Origin of the sequence: Delftia sp. RIT313, from assembly GCF_000632165.1 — a bacterium.
GTDB classification, from domain to species: Bacteria; Pseudomonadota; Gammaproteobacteria; order Burkholderiales; family Burkholderiaceae_C; genus Comamonas; species Comamonas acidovorans.
This window is the reverse complement of sequence record NZ_JFYT01000083.1, coordinates 1-17,034: the sequence shown is the minus strand read 5'-3', so window position 1 is coordinate 17,034 and position 17,034 is coordinate 1. Positions and strand designations below refer to the sequence as shown.

Here is a 17,034-nt window from a genome sequence, read left to right as displayed (position 1 = left end):
ACTCCTGTTTCAGTGGCCTGCGGCCGAGGAAGACCGCAGGCGAAGGAAGAGCCGGTCCGGCTCAGGGCAGCACGCGCACCGGACCCGCCAGCTGGCTGCGCTGCAGCCACTGCGTCACCGATTCCACGGTCACGGTCTCTATGCGGCTGGCATAGCGCTTGTCGTTGGGATGGTCGTCGAAGGCGATGTTGGCAGCCGTCACGCGCCCGCCCAGCCGCGACAGGGCGCGGATGACCAGCACGCCGGGCTCGTAGCCCTTGAACTGCAGCCAGGCCTGGGCCTGCTCGCGCCGCTGCACCGTGGCCGGCTCCATGGCGGCGGCCAGGGTTTCGGTGGCCCACTGGTTGGACTGCTGGTAGCGCTGGCCCCAGGCATAGCTGACCATGCTGTAGGGCTCGTGCTGCAGGCGCAGCACGGTCTGGGGCTGGGTCAGAAAGGTCCACAGCGCCTGCTGCACGGCGGGCGTGGGCACCTGAACGCCGGCCTCGTAGCGCCACAGGTCGTCTAGGAAGAATTCGCCCAGGCCCTGGCGGTAGACATGGCCGCCGGCCGTGCCGCATTCGTTGAGCTTGTGCGCCACGCGCCAGGGGCCTTCGGGGGTCCTGTAGGCCCAGCCGTAGTGCGAGTAGTGCAGGTCGTACTTGCTCAGGTCCTGGCCCACGCGCGCCAGCAGCACGACACGGGTGCCGTTCTTCGCATATTCGGCATCCAGCGCCTGGGATGTGCGCTGGGCCAGGTCCAGCCCCTTTTGCAGGGATTGGGGGGTGAGGGGCTTGTCCTCGCAGCTGCGCCCTGCATGGGCCGTGCCCAGCGCGGCGGCCAGCAGCAGCACAAGGCAGGCGGCACGGGCCACAGGGGAAGGGGAAAGAGGCGGTTTCATGGCAGACATCACAGGCGTTCGTTGTGCAGCAGGGCCTTGCCCATCTCGTTGGGAATGAAGGCCAGCACCTTGCCGGCCGCCGAGATGACAACGCCTGCGCCGATCACGCTGCAGGTCAGCACCGTGCCCACGGCATAGGCCGAGGCGGAGGCGCCCCGCCCCACCACTTCCACGCTGGCCTGGGCGCCGTCGGAGGCACGCTCGAGCAGATAGACCGTGCCCGTGGCCGAGGCCTGCACCGCCTTCACGGTCAGCACCGCGCCGCCCACCGACAGCGCGGCCGGCAAGGCCACCACGGCGCCAGCGGCCGTCGAAGCCACCGAAGCCGTGCCCACCACGGAGGCCACGGGCAGCATGGACAGCGCCACGGAGGCCTCGCTTTGCGCATGGGCAGGCGCCATGGCCAGGGCTGCGCACAGCGCGCCAGCGGCCAGCAGGGCACGCGGCAGGCGCGCGAAAACGGATTGGTTGACCATCATTGCTTGGACTCCTGGAAATGCGGGGAAGGGGTGGACATCACTCGGCGTCGGCCGGTTGCGCGGCCTCGCGGCGGCCATGCATGCGGGCCTGCGCCAGGTCGGCCTCGTGGCGGTCGCGCAGCATCTTGGCCAGCGTGAAGGCGGTGGTGATGAGGTAGAGCCAGCTCACGCCCAGGAAGGCCTTGTAGGTCACGTTGATGTCCATGCTCACCAGCCCCCAGCCGGTCAGCGCCATGGACACGGCAAAGCCGCCCCAGACCACCAGCTTCCACATGGGCGTGTCGCCTGCGCCGCTGCGGCCGCCCTCGTTGTCCCGCACGAACTTGGCCAGCACGAAGGCGGCCGAGAGGCAGAACACATAGCCCATCACCATGAAGGCCTGCTCCAGCTGCTCGCCGGGCAGCCATGCCAGGCCGATGGCGCACAGCGAGACCGCAATGCCGAACGACACCCACACCTGCAGTTGCCAGGCCCGGGTATCACGCTGAACGACGATGGGAGAAGAGGACATTTGCCGAGGTGCCCCTCAAGGGCATTGGTTGAACACGGGACGCATGGTGCCCAGACGTAACTTGCGTGTCTGCATTCAACCGTAACAGTGGCCAGACACAGGCCATTGAGTATCTTAAAACGGTACTTTTCAAGTTTTTGACTGTTGTTTACACCCCAAAAAGTTCCTGCATGTGACACCAGCACACAGGACATGGGGCACGGCACCTGGGCGACAGGAACCCTGCGGCGCGCCACAGACAATGCGCCCACCCCGGCTGCAGTGCAGCGGGCAATCGCACGTTCGCCACGCTGATTGATGGAGATCTCCCATGACCAAACCCTTTGACCTCGTCGTCCACGGCGCCACCGGCTTCACGGGCCGGCTGGTGGTGGAGTACCTGCTCAGGCGCTACCCCGCAGGCAGCGGGCTGCGCTGGGCCATGGGCGGGCGCAATGCCGCCAAGCTCGCGGCCGTGCGCGACGAGCTGGGCGCGCCCGCCGATACCCCGCTGGTGGTGACCGACACCGGCAATCCCGCAAGCCTGCAGGCGCTGATGGAGCAGACCCGCCTGGTGCTGACCACGGTCGGCCCCTACCAGCTCTACGGAAACGAACTCGTGGCCGCCTGCGCCAGCGCCGGCGTGGACTATGTGGACCTGTGCGGCGAGCCAGCGTGGATGCGCCAGATGATCGATGCCCACGAGGCCGCAGCCAAGGCCAGCGGCGCGCGCATCGTGTTCTCCTGCGGCTTCGATTCCATTCCCTTCGACCTGGGCGTGTTCATGCTCCAGCGAGAGATGCAGGCCCGCTTCGGCCAGCCCGCCCAGCGCGTGCGGGGCCGGGTGCGCAAGATGAAGGGCACGTTCTCGGGCGGCACGGCAGCCAGCCTCAAGGCCACCATGGCGGCGGCCGCCGCCCAGCCGGGCGTGCTGGAGCTGCTGCGCAATCCGTTCTCGCTCACGCCGGGCTTCGAGGGCCCGCGCCAACCGTCCGGCAGCAAGCCCATGGTGGACGAGGTGCTGGACCTGTGGGTGGCGCCCTTCGTGATGGCGGCCATCAACACGCGCAACGTGCACCGCTCCAACTTTCTGCTGGGCCATGCCTATGGCGCCGACTTTGTCTACGACGAGATGATGGTCACAGGCGCGGGCGAAAAGGGCGAGGCCCTGGCCAACGCCGTGGCGGCCGACAAGTCGCTGGGCGCGGACGACGGCCCCAAGCCTGGCGAGGGGCCATCGCGCGAAGAGCGTGAATCGGGCTTCTACGACGTGCTGTTCATCGGCACCGACACGGCCGGCCACAGCCTGCGCGTGGGCGTCAAGGGCGACCGCGATCCGGGCTACGGCTCCACGTCCAAGATGATCACCGAGGCAGCCGTCTGCCTGCTGCAGGACGCCCCGGACACGCCCGGCGGCATCTGGACCACGGCGCCCGCCATGGGCAATGCGCTCATCGCCAGGCTCAAGGCCAATGCCGGACTGAGCTTCACGGTAGAGGAGCAGAACCCCTCTTAGGCCGCCAGCAGCCGCTGCACGCGCTCGCGCAGCAGCGCGGGCTGCACCTCGGCCTGGGCCATGGGCTGGCCCACGTTCAGGCCAACGCGGTTGAACAGGCCACGGCGGAAGGGCCGCACCATGGCGCCGCCCTGCTCGATGCGGCTGAAGTACGAACCCCAGAGATTGGTCAGCGCCATGGGGACCACGGGCACCTGCAGGCCATCGGCCTGGGCACGCTCGATGATCTTCATGATGCCGCCACGGAACTCCTGCAGTTGCCCGTCGCGCGTGATGCCGCCCTCGGGGAAGATGGCCAGCAGATCACCCTCGCGCAGCACCTGGGCGGCGCGCTCGAACGCAGCCTCGTAGGTGGCGGGATCTTCCTTCTGGGGCGCGACGGGGATGGCCTTGGCCAGGCGGAACAGCCAGCCCAGCAAGGGCACGCGGAAGATGCGGTGGTCCATCAGGAAGTAGATGGGCCGGGGGCTGGCGGCCATGAGCAGCACGGCATCGACAAAGCTCACATGGTTGCAGGCCAGGATGGCCGCGCCGGTGGCCGGAATGTGCTCGTCGCCATGCACCTTGAAGCGGTACACGAAGCGCGAGGCCACCCATGCCACGAAGCGCAGCAGGTACTCGGGCACCAGCAAGAAGATGTAGGCCGCCACCACGGCATTGGCAATACCCGTGATCAGGAATACCTGGGGAATGCTGAAGCCCGCCGCCAGCAGCGCGCCGGCCAGCACGCTGGAGGCGATCATGAACAGCGCGTTGAGGATGTTGTTGGCCGCGATGATCCGTGCGCGGTGCGTGGGCTGGCTGCGCATCTGGATCAGCGCGTACATGGGCACGCTGTAGATGCCGGCCGACAGGGCCAGCATGCCCAGGTCGGCCATCACACGCCAGTGCGCGGGCTGGGCAAAGAAGGCACCCACGCCCATCAGCTCGGAGGCCGGCAGCGCGCGCGAGGCAAAGAACAGGTCCACGGCGAACACGCTCATGCCGATGGCGCCCAGCGGCACCAGGCCGATCTCCACATGGCGGCGGCTGAACACCTCGCACAGCAGCGAGCCCGTGCCGATACCCACCGAGAACACCACCAGCAGCAGCGAGGCCACATGCTCGTCGCCATGCAGCACCTCCTTGGCAAAGCTGGGGAACTGGGCCAGGAACACGGCGCCGAAGAACCACATCCAGCTGATGCCCAGCAGCGAGCGGAACACGGCGGGCTGCTCGCGGGCCAGCTGCAGGTTGCGCCAGGTCTCGGTGAAGGGGTTCCAGTTGATGACCAGGTGCGGATCGGTGGCCGGCGCATTGGGGATGAACTGCGCAAAGATCCGCCCGATCACCGCCAGCGCCAGGCAGGCCACGGCCACCTGCATATGGCCCACCTCGGGCACGGCCACCAGCAGGCCGCCTGCCACGTTGCCCAGCAAGATGGCCACGAAGGTGCCCATCTCCACCATGCCGTTGCCGCCCGTCAGCTCGCGCTCGCTGAGCACCTGGGGCAGGTAGGCGAATTTCACGGGGCCGAACAGCGTGGAGTGCAGGCCCATCAGGAAGACGCAGCCCAGCAGCAAAGGCACATTGGCCTGGATGAAGCCCCAGGCGGCCAGCGCCATGATGGCGATCTCCAGGTTCTTGACCAGGCGGAACATTCGGGTCTTGTCCCACTTGTCCGTCAGCTGGCCCGAGGTGGCCGAGAACAGCAGGAACGGCAGGATGAACAGCGCCCCGATCACCAGCCCCGCCATGGCCGAAGGCAGCCAGGAGACGCTGAGCTGGTAGGTCACCATCACGGTGAGCGCGAACTTGAACAGGTTGTCGTTGGCCGCCCCCGAGAACTGCGTCCAGAAGAACGGCGCAAAGCGCCGCTGGCCCAGCAGGGCGAACTGGTTGGGGTGCTCGTGCGCGGCCGATGGCACGGCGCCGGCCGTTGCGGTGGGGGCAGACGGGCTGCCGGTCTCTTGCTGGAACATCTTGTCTTCCCTCAACGGTTGGTGGCGCCGCCGTGGCCGCACGCATCGGCGCACATTGTGCCCGTACTGGTCATGCGCGCCGTGCCGGCCGCACGCAGCGCGGCGATCACGGGCAGGGCGGCGGCCGCCGCCACCACATGCTTGAGGCTGTGGCCGGACACCAGCCCGGCCGTGGCCTCGAAGACGGCCGCATCGCCCCACTCCAGCAGCTTGGCCGCGCCATACCAGGCGATCACCACGCCCAGGCGCAGCGCCAGCGCGCCATGGCGCGGCGCCACGCAGGCCAGGCCCAGCACCGCCAGCATGCCGCCGCCCTGCACCAGCGCCCAGGGCAGCAGGTTGCCGCCATGCAGCCAGACCAGCACCGAGGCCACGGCGGCGACCAGCATGGCCACCGCGGCGCGCACGGCCACGCGGTCGGCAATGCGCGATTGCAGTGCAAGCCCCAGCATGCCGGCAAAGGCCATGGACATGCCCAGCCGGTCGCCAGCCAGGGTGGCATCGTGGGGTGCCCAGTGGTAGACGGACGAACCTATGGCCGAACACGCCAGCCCCGTGAAGAACAGCGCGGCCAGCCAGCGCAGGGCCGGCGCCAGCGCCTGGCTGCGCCGGTCCAGCAGCAGGCGCGCGCCCGCCACGGCGGCCCAGGCAAAGCCCAGGTTGCTGAGCACATCCAGCGCATGGGGCAGCGCCCCCCAGGCACGCTGATCGGCAAACGCGTGAAAGTCCTGCGGCTGCGGCACGGCGGGGCCAAGCCAGGCGGCCAGCAGCAGCAGGGCAGCGCCCCAGTACAGCGCGCGCAGGGCGGCGGCCGGTGAAATCGATACGGATGGCATGTGTTGCTCCTCGTGAAAAGTGAGGCGGAGTGTGGCGAGCCATCGGCCCTTCCAGCATCGTTTTTCTGCACCCGCTGCGCAAACCAGCACCTCAGGTATCGATAATCGCTACCCATGAGCACCACTGCCGACCTCGTCATCGCCCTCAAGAAGGAACTCAAGGCCGCCCAGATGACTTATGCCGACCTGGCGCGTGCCCTGGGCATGGCCGAGTCCAGCGTCAAGCGCATGCTGGCCAAGGGCGACATGCCGCTGTCGCGCATCGATGCCATCTGCCGCGCGCTGAGCCTGGACTTCGCCGACCTGGCGCGCCGCGTGGCCGACAGCCAACCGCTGCTGCAGGAGATGACGCCCGAGCAGGAGAACGCCGTGGTCGCCGACCGCAAGCTGCTGCTGATGGCCATCTGCGTGCTCAGCCAGTGGACGCTGGAGCAGATCGTGGCCACCTACCGCATGACCGAGGCCGAAGGCATCCGCTACCTGGCCCAGCTGGACCGCATCGGCATCATCGAACTGCGCCCCGGCAACCGCTACCGGCTGCGCCTGGCCAAGACCTTCCGCTGGCGCGCACGCGGGCCGGTGATGGAGTACTTCCGCGAGAACGCCGTGCTCGACTACTTCGGCGGCGGCTTCGACCAGCCGGGCGAAGGCATGCTGATGGTGCACGGCTCCATCGGCCGGCATCTGGCGCCCAGCTTCGTGGAACGCATACAGCGGCTGGCCCATGACTTTTCCCAGCAGCACCTGCAGGACCAGCGCCTGCCGCCGGGCCAGCGAGAGGGCTACACCCTGGTGCTGGCCATGCGCAGCTGGGAATTCACGGCGTTCACGGCGCTCCGAAGAGGCACTGTCTGACGGCGGCTGCAGGACGGCAGCCTGCGCTGCAGCGCCTGGCAACAAGGCTTCACCAAGGCGATACACAAGATTGCAAGACTTCGCGGCGCGGCAACCCGGGATTGACGATGGACCTGCACCATGCAGTCATGGATTCCTTTCACCAGGACTCCAGCCCGATGAACCAAGGACAAGGAGCCGCCATGATTTCCCTTCGCACACCGCTGATCGCCGCCACCCTGGCCCTGGCCGGATGGGCCGGCACCGCGCAGGCCCAGGCCAACGTGACCTATGCGGCGCCGGGCGCCGCCATCTCGGTCCAGTTCGGCGCGCCGCCTCCCATGCGCTACGAGGCGGTTCCTGCACCGCGCCGCGGCTACGTCTGGGCACCCGGCTACTGGCGCCCGCAGGGCCACCGCCATGCCTGGGTGGCCGGCCACTGGGTCAAGGCGCGTCCCGGCTATGTGTACCGCCAGCCCGTGTGGTCTCAGCAGGGTGGCCGCTGGGGCTACGCACCCGGCCGCTGGGACCGTGACCGCGACGGCGTGCCGGACCGCCATGACCGCCGCCCCAACAACCCCTACCGCCATTGATGGGCGCTTGCGCCCGGCATGAAGCCCGCCCCATCGGCGGGCTTTTTGCTGGCAGCCGCGGCCATGCCCACACTGGCTTCATACCAACATATGCATATAAAAGTGGCTCATTAAGTTCTCAGGAAAATATGGGAATTGATTCACCGGATTTCCCTGCACACCATGCGCCCCTCGTTTTTCCGCTCCTGGATTCCCGCCGCCGCCGCGGCCCTGGCCGTCCTCGGCTCCACCGCAGCGGTGGCAGCCGATTCGGCGGCTTCGTGGCCGCACCAGCCCGTGACCATGATCCTGGGCTTCCCGGCAGGCTCGGGCGTGGACGTGATCGCGCGCGGCGTGCAGGAGCCGCTGTCCCAGCGCCTGGGCCAGCCGCTGATCATTGACTACAAGTCGGGAGCGGCCGGCAACATCGCCAGCGAGATCGTGGCGCGCGCCAAGCCGGACGGCTACACGCTGGCCTTCGGCACGGCTGCCACGCACGGCAGCAATGCCGCGCTGTACAAGAAGCTGCCGTTTGACGTGGAAACCGACTTCGTGCCGGTGGCGCCGCTGATCGATGTGTCCAACGTGCTGACCATCAATCCCAACGTGATCAACGTCAAGAACCTCAAGGAGTTCGTGGACGAGATCAAGGCCAACCCCGGCAAGTACAACTACGCATCCACGGGCAACGGCGCGGGCACGCACATGGCCTTTGCCGAGTTCAATGCGCGCCTGGGCCTGAACATGGTTCACGTGCCCTACAAGGGCGGCCCCGAGGCCATCACCTCGGTGCTGCGCGGCGAGACCTGCTGCATCATGAACCAGGTCCAGACCGTGCTGCCCCACTACAAGAGCGGCAAGGTCCGCCTGCTGGGCGTGACCACGGCCAAGCCCGTGGAAGTCATCAAGGAAGTGCCCACCATCGCCTCCAGCGGCCTGACGGGCACCAAGGGCTTCGACAGCTCGATCTGGTTCGGCATCTTCGCGCCCAAGGGCACGGACCCGGCCATCGTGGCCAAGCTCAGCCAGGCCGTGCGCGAGGTGCTGGAGCTGCCCGAGGTGCGTGCGCGCTTCGAGTCCCAGGGCAATGCCATCCGCATCGAAACGCCCGAGCAGTTCAAGAAAACCGTGCACAACGACCGCCTGAAGTGGGCACAGGTGGTCAAAGACGCGAAAATCAGCATCGATTGATGCCGCGCGCGCCCGCAGGCCCTGCCCCGCTGGCGCGCCTTTCCTCGTGAGTTCCTGGTGAGTCTATGTCCCTGACCGAACCGGCAGCCCCGGCCCCTGCGGGCCTGGCTGCCCTTGAAGAACGCCTGCGCGACGACCTCGTCGCCCTGGGCTGGCCTGCCAAGGCCTGGATTCCTCCCTCCACCCGCAACGGCCAGCCCGTGCACGATGTCCTGGTCATCGGCGCCGGCCAGGCCGGCCTGGCCCTGTCGGCCGCGCTGTCCCAGCTGGGCATCGCGGCCGTTTTGCTGGACAAGGCCCCGCTGGACTTCGAAGGCCCCTGGGCCACGACGGCGCGCATGGAAACCCTGCGCTCGCCCAAGGAGCTGACCGGCCCTGCGCTGGGCCTGCCCTCGCTGACCTTCCGCGCCTGGTTCATCGCCCAATGGGGCCGCGAAGCCTGGGCCGCGCTGGACAAGATCCCGCGCCTGCAGTGGATGGACTACCTGCGCTGGTACCGCCGCGTGATGCGCTGCGACGTGCGCAACGGCCACCAGGTCACCGCCATCCGCCCGCAGGCCGACGGCACGGTCGAGGTCGATGTGACGGCCGATGGCGCCTCGCGCACCTGGCTGGCGCGCCGCGTGGTGCTGGCCACGGGCCGCGACGGCCTGGGCGGCCCGCAGATCCCCGCCTTCATGCAGGGCGTGGACCGCAGCCGCTGGGCGCACTCCTCCGACGTGCTCGACTACAGCCGCCTGGCCGGCCTGCACGTGGGCGTGGTGGGCGCGGGCTCCTCGGCCATGGACAGCGCAGCCACCGCGCTGGAGAACGGCGCCGCCAGCGTGGACCTGCTGGTGCGCCGCAGCGACCTGCCGCGCATCAACAAATCCAAGGGCTCGGGCACGCCAGGCCTCACGCACGGCCAGTTCCTGCTGCCCGACGCCTGGAAATGGCGCATACGCCACTACATCAACGTGCAGCAGGTGCCACCTCCGCACGGCAGCACGCTGCGCGTCTCGCGCCATGCCAACGCCCACTTCAACCTGGGCTGCGCCGTGCAGAAGGTGGAGCAGGACGGAGACCGGCTGCGCGTGGACACGCCGCGCGGCGTGTTCGTGCTGGACTTCCTGATCGTCTCCACCGGCTTTGCCATCGACTGGCGCCAGCGCCCCGAGTTTGCCGACCTGGCGCCCCATGTGCGCATCTGGAGCGACCGCTTCGTGCCCGAGGCGGGTGCCGAGGACCAGGAACTGTCGGACTCGCCCGACCTGGGCCCGCTGTTCGAGTTCCAGGAAAAGACGCCCGGCGCCCTGCCAGGCCTGGACCATGTGCACTGCTTTTGCTATCCGGCCGCGCTGTCGCACGGCACGGTGTCGGGTGATATCCCCGCCATCAGCGACGGCGCGCGCAAGCTGGCCCAGGGCCTGGCCTCGCTGTTCTACCGCGAGGACCTGGAACACCACTACGCCCAGTTGCAGTCCTATTCCGAGCCCGAGCTCGACGGCAGCGAATGGACGCCCGCCGACCCCGAAGCCCGCGTGCGGGCCCTGGCAGACAAGACCTGAGATACCCATGACCACCGCCAACGACACCATCGACCGCCTGGCCGGCCTGACCGACCAGTCCCCCGTTTTCGCCACGCGCCGCCAGCGCGACAAGGTGGCCATTGCCACCCAGGCCTGCGAGGACCTGCTGCTGGGCGACGGCCTGGCCGACAGCCTGTCCCGCGCCGAGCGCCTGGTGCTGGCCAGCGAGCAATGCCGCGTCAGCGGCGTGCAGGCCCTGGCCGATGAATACCGCCAGCGTGCCGAGTCCCTGGGCGATGCCCTGACGCCCGCGCTGCGCACCGTGCTGGCCCAGCCCGGCGCCCAGACCGGCAATGCGCGCCTGGATGCGGCCCTGCACTTCGTGCGCACCCTGGCCCTGCACCCCGCCGAAAGCGACCGCGCCGCCCTGCTGGCCATGCCCGAGTCCGGGCTGTCCATCGACGACACCGTGCTGGTGGCCCAGCTGGTGGGCTTCATCGCCTACCAATTGCGCCTGTTCGCGGGCGTGCAGGCCATGGACGCGCTGGGCGGCCAGGCCAGCGCACCGGCTGCCGAAGCCGCCGCCGCACCCTTCGTGCACCCCGCCAACCTGCCGCCACCGGGCGAGCCGCTGCGCCGCAACGGCTACACCAGCGAAACGCTGGACTGGACGTCCTGGCTGCCCGTGCTCGACCCTGCCACGGCCACGGCCGAGCAGCAGGCCGTGCTGGACCTGAGCCACCCCAAGGCGCGCACGTCGGACTTCTACCTGCTGCTGGCCCGCCAGCCGCGCGTGCTGTCGGAGCGCTCGCAGGCCTTCAACGCCATCATGTACGCGCCCGGCGGCCTGTCGCGCGCCGAGCGCGAGGTGGCGGCCACGGCCGTCTCGCGCTCCAACGGCTGCGTGTACTGCGCATCGGTCCACGCCCAGCGCTTCGAGCAGCTGGCCAAGCGCAACGATGTCATGGCCCAGATGTTCGACGACCCGGACACGGCCGGCACCAATGCGCGCGAACGCGCCATCATCCAGTCCTCGCTGGCGCTGACGCGCGCGCCGGGCAGCTTTGGTGCCGCCCAGCTGCAGCCGCTGCGCGATGCCGGCCTCACCGACCAGGAAATCCTGGACATGCTGCATTCGGCCGCGCTGTTCGGCTGGGCGAACCGGTTGATGCTCAATCTCGGCAAGGAGAGGTACATCACCCCCTGAGGCGCTTACGCGCCTTCCCCCGTATGCACGGCGCCCTCTCTCGCTACGCGGGAGGGGGACGACAGCCTCGCTGCGGGGCGGCCCTTGCTTGCTGTCCCCTGCTTTGGGGCCGCGCCGGTTTTATCCGCTACGTCCAGCATGCGCACCACGTTCAGTACACATCTCTTCTGTAACGGCCTTCGACGATCAGGTCTTCGACGGCGGTAGCGCCCAGGATGTCGGCCAGCGCGGCATCAACGCCTGCGGCCATGCCGTCGGCGCTGCCGCAGACGTAGAGCACGGCGCCGTCGGCGATCCAGTCGCGCAGGGGTTCGGCGGCTTCGCGCAGGGCGTCCTGCACGTAGCGGCGCCGGGCCTGGTCGCGGGAGTAGATGAAGTCGGCGCGCTGCAGCTTGCCCGCGGCCAGCCAGCCGGAGACCTCGGCCTCGCAGTACCCGTCATGGGCCCGCTGGCGCTCACCGAACAGCAGCCAGTTGCGGTGGCGGCCTGCGTGCATGCGCGCCAGCAGGTGGCCGCGCAGGCCGGCATAACCGGAGCCGTTGCCGATGAAGATGGCCGGCGCATCGGGCTCGGTACCTTCCTCTTCACGCGGCTCGAAGGCGCGGTTTTCCACCAGTCTCATGGCCACGGATGTGCCCTGGGCCGCATGCGCCGTCAGCCAGCCCGACGCCACGCCCAGGCCGCCGTCATGGCGGGCCTGGCGCACCAGCAGCCGCACATGGCCGTCCTGCGGCAGCGAGGCGACCGAGTAACTGCGCGGCAGCAGCGGCAGCAGCGCATCGGCCACGGCCCGGGGCGCGGTGCCGGGGGCGATATCGCCCGGGGCCGGCAGCACGCTGGCGGCCAGCGCCTCACCCAGCGTGCAGGTCTGCTGGCGCCATTGCACGGTGGCCGAGCCGTCGCATTCCTGGGCGGCCAACCAGGCCTGCACGGTGGCTGCGCCATGGCGTGGCAGCACCTCGGCCAGCGCACCAGCCCGCCACAGCGGGGCCACGCCTTCGGGCGGCGACAGTTCCAGCACGTAGAGACCGGCGCCCTGGCTGCCCGCATTGCACAGGCTGCGCGCCTGCAGCGGCCATGCGGCAAAGGCCGTGGCATCGGCCAGCGGGCCTGCAGCGGACGCAGGCAGCGCATCCGATGCAGGCGGCATGGCCCCGAAATGCCCAGCCAGCGCCTGCTGCCAGGCATTCCAGGCCTGGGGTTGCTCGCCATCCATCTCGATCAGCGGAAACACGGGCTGTGCGCCCAGGCGGCGCAGTTGGTGGTCCAGCGCATGACCAAAGCCGCAGAAGGCCGCGTACTGCCGGTCACCCAACGCCAGCAGGCCGTATTGCAGGTGCGGCAGGGCCGAGCCCGAGGCCGCGCCCAGCAGGCGCGCAAAGCGGCGCGCGGCATCGGGTGGGTCGCCTTCGCCGAAGGTGCTGGCCACGAAGAGCACGCGCCGGTGGTGGCGCAGTTGCTCGGCATCCAGCGCCGCCACGGATTGCAGGCTGGCCGCCATGCCTGCGCCGCGCAGCGCGGCCACGGTGGCCACGGCCAGGCGCTCGGCGCGGCCGGCCTGGCTGGCAAAGGCGACCAGCACGGTGTCCTGGCCCGCAGGCGCGGACGGTGGCGGGTCCGCCATCAGCGCCTGGCGCTCCTTGGCCAGGGCGCGCGCCTTGCGCCGGCGGTCCAGGTAGAGCATCCAGCCCGTGATGGCGAACAGGGGCATGATCAGCGAGGCCAGCGTCATGAAGATGCGCCCCGGCATGCCGAAATAAGTGCCCATGTGCAGCGGGTAGATGGCGCCCACGGCGCGGCGGCCCGTGGGCAGGTCGGCATAGCGCTCGTCGCGCTGCACGGCGCCGTCGGGCAGCAGGGCCATCTGGTTGCGCGCGCGCTCATGGGCGGCATCGGCATCCAGCCAGCTGATCTGCAGGGGCTGGCCCGCACGCTCGGGCAGGCGCAGCTGGGCGAACTGCCAGCCATGGGCGATGCGCTCGAAGGCGGCCCAGCCGGGCGCGATGTCGATGGGCTGCTGCGCGCCAGCCGGCTCAGGCCGGCCGCCACCCAGTTTCGAGGACGGCGCCGCGGGAGCGGCCACACGCGGCGGCACGCCGGCCCAGCCGTCCACCGTGCTGCGCACCACGCCAAAGGCCCAGTACATGCCGGTGCAGGTGAACACCACATAGGCCACCAGGGCCCAGGTGCCCGCCACCGAGTGCAGGCCCCAGAGGAAGGAGCGGCCTTTGAGCGCCGGATCGAAGGTCAGCCAGGTGCGCCATGACAGCGGCCGGCGCGGCCAGCGCAGGTACAGGCCCGACAGCGACAGCATCAGCAGCAGGCCGGCCAGCGTGCCCGTGATGGGCTTGCCGTCATCGCGCGACAGCAGCAGCCAGCGGTGCAGGCGCTCCACCCATTCGAAAAACTCCGTGCCGTGCTGCTCAGGCAGCTGCGCGCCCGTGTAGGGATCGACAAAGACCGTCTGGCCCCGGCGCTGGCCGGCCGGCGGCTTGAAGGCCACCTGGGCCGAGCGGCCGGGCTCGGCAAAGACGGTGATGCGCTGGACCACGCGCTGCTCGCCGGCCTCGCGCAGCGCCTGCGCAACCTGCGGCGGCGCCAGCGGCGCGGCATCGCGCGCGGGCACGGAGGCAGTGCCGGGATTCATCCATCCCAGGATTTCCTCGTGAAAGGAAAACACCGCGCCCGACAGCCCGATGACGATGAGCACCGTACCGGCCGTAATGCCGACGAACCAGTGCAACTGGAACCAGATTTTCTTGAAAGTCATGGGAAGCAGGCGAGCAGGCGGCGTCGGTCGGAAATCCATTGCGGTGCGCAACGGAACATCAGGACAGAACGGTGCATGGAAGGCAGGCGGGCAGAGATGAAAGTGCGCGGCACCTGTGCATCGGCCCCGGGCGGCGTTGGCCGGGACTTGTCGACGGAAGGCGCCAATCAGCAAGAAATTCTAAATTGTTCTCATTTACGGCGTGTTGCACGCGCGATAGGCCCGCAAGGCGGCCTGGGGTTACGGGCAGGCTTGGGCCGCCGGGATGCAGCACCTGCGCCCAATGGAAATCGCCTGCCGAAACAGGTTCGGCAGGCGATGGTTCAGCTCCTCTTCAACCGTGTGTCAACCGCGTCTGCGGCGCAGATTCCACAGGCCTGCGGCCAGCATCAGCAGCATGGCCATGGCGAGCATGCGCGGTTCGAGCGCAGGGATCGGAGTGGCATCCGGTGCCGCACCCACACGCGCCGGACCGCTGGGATCCACGATCACGCCATTGGCTGCGCGATCGTCATCACCCTGGCCGCCATCGGTGACCACCACCGAGGTCGTATTGCCCGACACCACCGCACCCGGAGGCTGATACCAGGAGTCCGCCGCCCCTGCGGACGCTGGACCGAACTTCCAGTACGCCATGCCGGTCACCGGACCCGGCCAGGTGACGCTGACCGTGATCGAGCTGCTGGCCGTACAGCCTCGGGCCACGAAGTGCACATTGCCGTACGGGAAGCTCAACTGGCCCGGCGCACCCGCCGCAGCCGCGACGAAGGACGACTGCGACACATCGAACCCGCAGCCCGCGCCACCACCGCTCAAGGTCGCCGTGGCGTTGCCTGCCCCGGTGGCTGTCGGACCCGTGAAGGTCGTTCCGAGCACGTTGAGCGAAGTCGTTGTGGCAGGTCCGGTGTTGCCATTGCCAGGATTGGTCTGGGTCGCGCTGATCGTGTGCAGACCCGGCGTCGGCAAGCCGCCGCCTGGCGTGCAGCTCCACGTCTGATCGGCCGCGACGATTGCCGTACACAGTGTCGTCGAGCCATCCTTCACCGTGATCGTGTAGCCCGGCGTGCCGGTGCCGGAAATCTGCGGATAGCCTCCCACCGTGGTCGGCGAAACCGTCAGCGTCGGAGCCACCGGCACCTGCGTGCTGGGAGTGACCGGCGTTGCTGGTGTCGATGCACAGTTCACAGTGCAACCTGCCGTCGGATTGACCGGGCTGATGCCACCCGACGGATCGTAGGAAGCCGTGTTCGTGCTCGACCCCACAGCCGTCGGCACAGCTGGCAGGTTGAAGCTGCTGTTGCTGCCAGCCGCCACCGGCGTGGTGAAGCTCACCGTGCAAGACAGGATCGCCGTGCCATTGCCCACGAAGGGGAAGGTATTGGGCGTGCAGGTCGCACTGGCCACGTTCGCACCGCTCGGCACGCCCGTGATGCTGATACCCGCAGGCACCAGGTCCTTGATGGTCACGCTGTTGGCGGGACCAAACGCACCAGCCGCATTCGCTACCGTGAAGGCGTAGTTGAACGGCGTGCCTACAGCCAGGCTGCCGGGGTTGGCTTTGGTGACCGTCAGCGCAGGAGTGCCAGGGCTCACCGGCGTGGAAGGCGTCGATGCGCAGCTCGTCGTGCAGCCGGCCGTCGGATTGACCGGGCTGATTCCACCCGACGGATCGTAGGAAGCTGTGTTCGTGCTCGAGCCCACAGCCGTCGGCATAGCCGGCAGGCTGAAGCTGGTGCTGCCACCAGCCGCCACCGGTGTGGTGAAGCTCACCGTGCACGTCAGCACGGAGCTGCCGTTACCCGCAAACGGGAAGGTGTTGGGCGTGCAGGTCGCACTGGACACGTTCGCACCGGTCGGCACGCCCGTGATGCTGATGCCTGCCGGTACCAGGTCCTTGATGGTCACGCTGTTGGCGGGACCGAAGGCACTGGCGGCATTGGACACGGAGAACGCGTAGTTGAACGCAGTCCCCACAGCCAGGCTACCCGGGTTGGCCTTGGTGACCGTCAGCGCAGGAGTACCAGGGGTCACCGGCGTGGAAGGCGTCGATGCGCAGTTCGTCGTGCAGCCGGCCGTGGGATTGACGGGGCTGATGCCACCCGACGGATCGTAGGAGGCCGTGTTGGTGCTCGAACCCACCGCCGTCGGCACAGCTGGCAGGTTGAAGCTGCTGTTGCCGCCAGCCGCCACCGGCGTGGTGAAGCTCACCGTGCAAGACAGGATCGCCGTGCCATTGCCCACGAAGGGGAAGGTATTGGGCGTGCAGGTCGCGCTGGCCACGTTTGCACCAGTCGGCACGCCCGTGATGCTGATGCCTGCCGGCACCAGGTCCTTGATGGTCACGCTGGTGGCAGGGCCGAAGGCACCGGCCGCATTCGCTACCGCGAAGGCGTAGTTGAAGGGCGTGCCCACGGCCAGGCTGCCGGGGTTGGCCTTGGTGACTGTCAGCGCTGGCGTACCCGGCGTGACCGGAGTCACCGGCGTGGAAGCGCAGTCTGTCGTGCAACCCGCCGTCGGATTGACCGGGCTGATGCCGCCCGACGGATCGTAGGAGGCCGTGTTGGTGCTCGAACCTACCGCCGTCGGCACAGCCGGCAAATTGAAGCTGCTGTTGCTGCCAGCCGCCACCGGTGTGGTGAAGTTCACCGTGCAAGACAGGATCGCCGTGCCATTGCCCACGAAGGGGAAGGTATTGGGCGTGCAGGTCGCGCTGGCCACGTTTGCACCAGTCGGCACGCCCGTGATGCTGATGCCTGCCGGCACCAGGTCCTTGATGGTCACGCTGGTGGC

General features: G+C 68.8%; 13 protein-coding genes. 6 read left to right on the top strand and 7 right to left on the bottom strand.

Annotated features, from left to right (window positions below; all coding sequences use genetic code 11):
* Window positions 1-61 precede the first annotated feature (61 nt).
* The 3 genes from BW39_RS24720 to BW39_RS24710 are packed head-to-tail and all read right to left on the bottom strand — an operon-like array spanning window position 62 to window position 1,870.
* On the bottom strand, window positions 62-880 hold the full coding sequence (locus BW39_RS24720; protein WP_013800300.1) for a DUF2145 domain-containing protein: 819 nt from the start codon (window positions 878-880) through the stop codon (window positions 62-64).
* A gap of 8 nt (window positions 881-888) precedes the next feature.
* Complete coding sequence (locus tag BW39_RS24715) at window positions 889-1,359, bottom strand: hypothetical protein (RefSeq protein ID WP_013800299.1); 471 nt, start codon at window positions 1,357-1,359, stop codon at window positions 889-891.
* A gap of 37 nt (window positions 1,360-1,396) precedes the next feature.
* Window positions 1,397-1,870, bottom strand: coding sequence for a YiaA/YiaB family inner membrane protein (locus BW39_RS24710; protein WP_012202471.1), 474 nt, complete (start codon window positions 1,868-1,870; stop codon window positions 1,397-1,399).
* A 310-nt stretch (window positions 1,871-2,180) separates the two neighbouring features.
* Here BW39_RS24710 and BW39_RS24705 point away from each other — a divergent pair, with 310 nt between their 5' ends.
* Window positions 2,181-3,365, top strand: a complete 1,185-nt coding sequence (locus tag BW39_RS24705) for a saccharopine dehydrogenase family protein (protein ID WP_043824782.1) — start codon at window positions 2,181-2,183, stop codon at window positions 3,363-3,365.
* On the opposite strand, the gene BW39_RS24700 is transcribed toward BW39_RS24705, so the two are convergent.
* Together BW39_RS24700 and BW39_RS24695 are read right to left on the bottom strand one after the other, a co-directional pair.
* Complete coding sequence (locus BW39_RS24700) at window positions 3,362-5,326, bottom strand: MFS transporter (RefSeq protein WP_043824797.1); 1,965 nt, start codon at window positions 5,324-5,326, stop codon at window positions 3,362-3,364. The two genes, BW39_RS24705 and BW39_RS24700, sit on opposite strands and share 4 nt — an antisense overlap.
* Before the next feature lie 11 nt (window positions 5,327-5,337).
* Complete coding sequence (locus BW39_RS24695; protein ID WP_043824780.1) at window positions 5,338-6,162, bottom strand: hypothetical protein; 825 nt, start codon at window positions 6,160-6,162, stop codon at window positions 5,338-5,340.
* Window positions 6,163-6,276: 114 nt separating this feature from the next.
* Between BW39_RS24695 and BW39_RS24690 the strand changes: the two genes are divergently transcribed.
* From BW39_RS24690 to BW39_RS30645, 5 genes are all read left to right on the top strand, one after another.
* Window positions 6,277-7,017 (top strand): helix-turn-helix domain-containing protein, encoded by a 741-nt coding sequence (locus BW39_RS24690; protein WP_012202467.1) that lies wholly within the window; start codon window positions 6,277-6,279, stop codon window positions 7,015-7,017.
* Between the two features lie 182 nt (window positions 7,018-7,199).
* On the top strand, window positions 7,200-7,589 hold the full coding sequence (locus BW39_RS24685) for a YXWGXW repeat-containing protein (protein ID WP_013800295.1): 390 nt from the start codon (window positions 7,200-7,202) through the stop codon (window positions 7,587-7,589).
* Between the two features lie 162 nt (window positions 7,590-7,751).
* Window positions 7,752-8,759 carry a Bug family tripartite tricarboxylate transporter substrate binding protein gene (locus BW39_RS24680; protein WP_043824778.1) on the top strand — a complete coding sequence of 336 codons (1,008 nt, stop codon included), beginning with the start codon at window positions 7,752-7,754 and terminating at the stop codon, window positions 8,757-8,759.
* A 65-nt stretch (window positions 8,760-8,824) separates the two neighbouring features.
* On the top strand, window positions 8,825-10,306 hold the full coding sequence (locus tag BW39_RS24675) for a SidA/IucD/PvdA family monooxygenase (RefSeq protein WP_043824777.1): 1,482 nt from the start codon (window positions 8,825-8,827) through the stop codon (window positions 10,304-10,306).
* A 7-nt stretch (window positions 10,307-10,313) separates the two neighbouring features.
* Window positions 10,314-11,474 carry a CMD domain-containing protein gene (locus tag BW39_RS30645; RefSeq protein ID WP_012202463.1) on the top strand — a complete coding sequence of 387 codons (1,161 nt, stop codon included), beginning with the start codon at window positions 10,314-10,316 and terminating at the stop codon, window positions 11,472-11,474.
* Window positions 11,475-11,625: 151 nt separating this feature from the next.
* On the opposite strand, the gene BW39_RS24665 is transcribed toward BW39_RS30645, so the two are convergent.
* Window positions 11,626-14,244: a PepSY domain-containing protein gene (locus tag BW39_RS24665; RefSeq protein ID WP_043824775.1), complete on the bottom strand. Its 2,619-nt coding sequence runs from the start codon at window positions 14,242-14,244 to the stop codon at window positions 11,626-11,628.
* Between the two features lie 345 nt (window positions 14,245-14,589).
* On the bottom strand, window positions 14,590-17,034 hold a 2,445-nt coding region (locus BW39_RS24660), incomplete at its 5' end, for a choice-of-anchor U domain-containing protein (protein ID WP_043824773.1).

Coding starts and splice junctions, on each gene's coding strand:
- BW39_RS24690 (WP_012202467.1), top strand. CDS start 6,277: ATGAGCACCACTGCCGACCTCGTCATCGCCCTCAAGAAGGAACTCAAG.
- BW39_RS24715 (WP_013800299.1), bottom strand. CDS start 1,359: ATGATGGTCAACCAATCCGTTTTCGCGCGCCTGCCGCGTGCCCTGCTG.
- BW39_RS24685 (WP_013800295.1), top strand. CDS start 7,200: ATGATTTCCCTTCGCACACCGCTGATCGCCGCCACCCTGGCCCTGGCC.
- BW39_RS30645 (WP_012202463.1), top strand. CDS start 10,314: ATGACCACCGCCAACGACACCATCGACCGCCTGGCCGGCCTGACCGAC.
- BW39_RS24675 (WP_043824777.1), top strand. CDS start 8,825: ATGTCCCTGACCGAACCGGCAGCCCCGGCCCCTGCGGGCCTGGCTGCC.
- BW39_RS24700 (WP_043824797.1), bottom strand. CDS start 5,326: ATGTTCCAGCAAGAGACCGGCAGCCCGTCTGCCCCCACCGCAACGGCC.
- BW39_RS24680 (WP_043824778.1), top strand. CDS start 7,752: ATGCGCCCCTCGTTTTTCCGCTCCTGGATTCCCGCCGCCGCCGCGGCC.
- BW39_RS24705 (WP_043824782.1), top strand. CDS start 2,181: ATGACCAAACCCTTTGACCTCGTCGTCCACGGCGCCACCGGCTTCACG.
- BW39_RS24710 (WP_012202471.1), bottom strand. CDS start 1,870: ATGTCCTCTTCTCCCATCGTCGTTCAGCGTGATACCCGGGCCTGGCAA.
- BW39_RS24720 (WP_013800300.1), bottom strand. CDS start 880: ATGAAACCGCCTCTTTCCCCTTCCCCTGTGGCCCGTGCCGCCTGCCTT.
- BW39_RS24665 (WP_043824775.1), bottom strand. CDS start 14,244: ATGACTTTCAAGAAAATCTGGTTCCAGTTGCACTGGTTCGTCGGCATT.
- BW39_RS24695 (WP_043824780.1), bottom strand. CDS start 6,162: ATGCCATCCGTATCGATTTCACCGGCCGCCGCCCTGCGCGCGCTGTAC.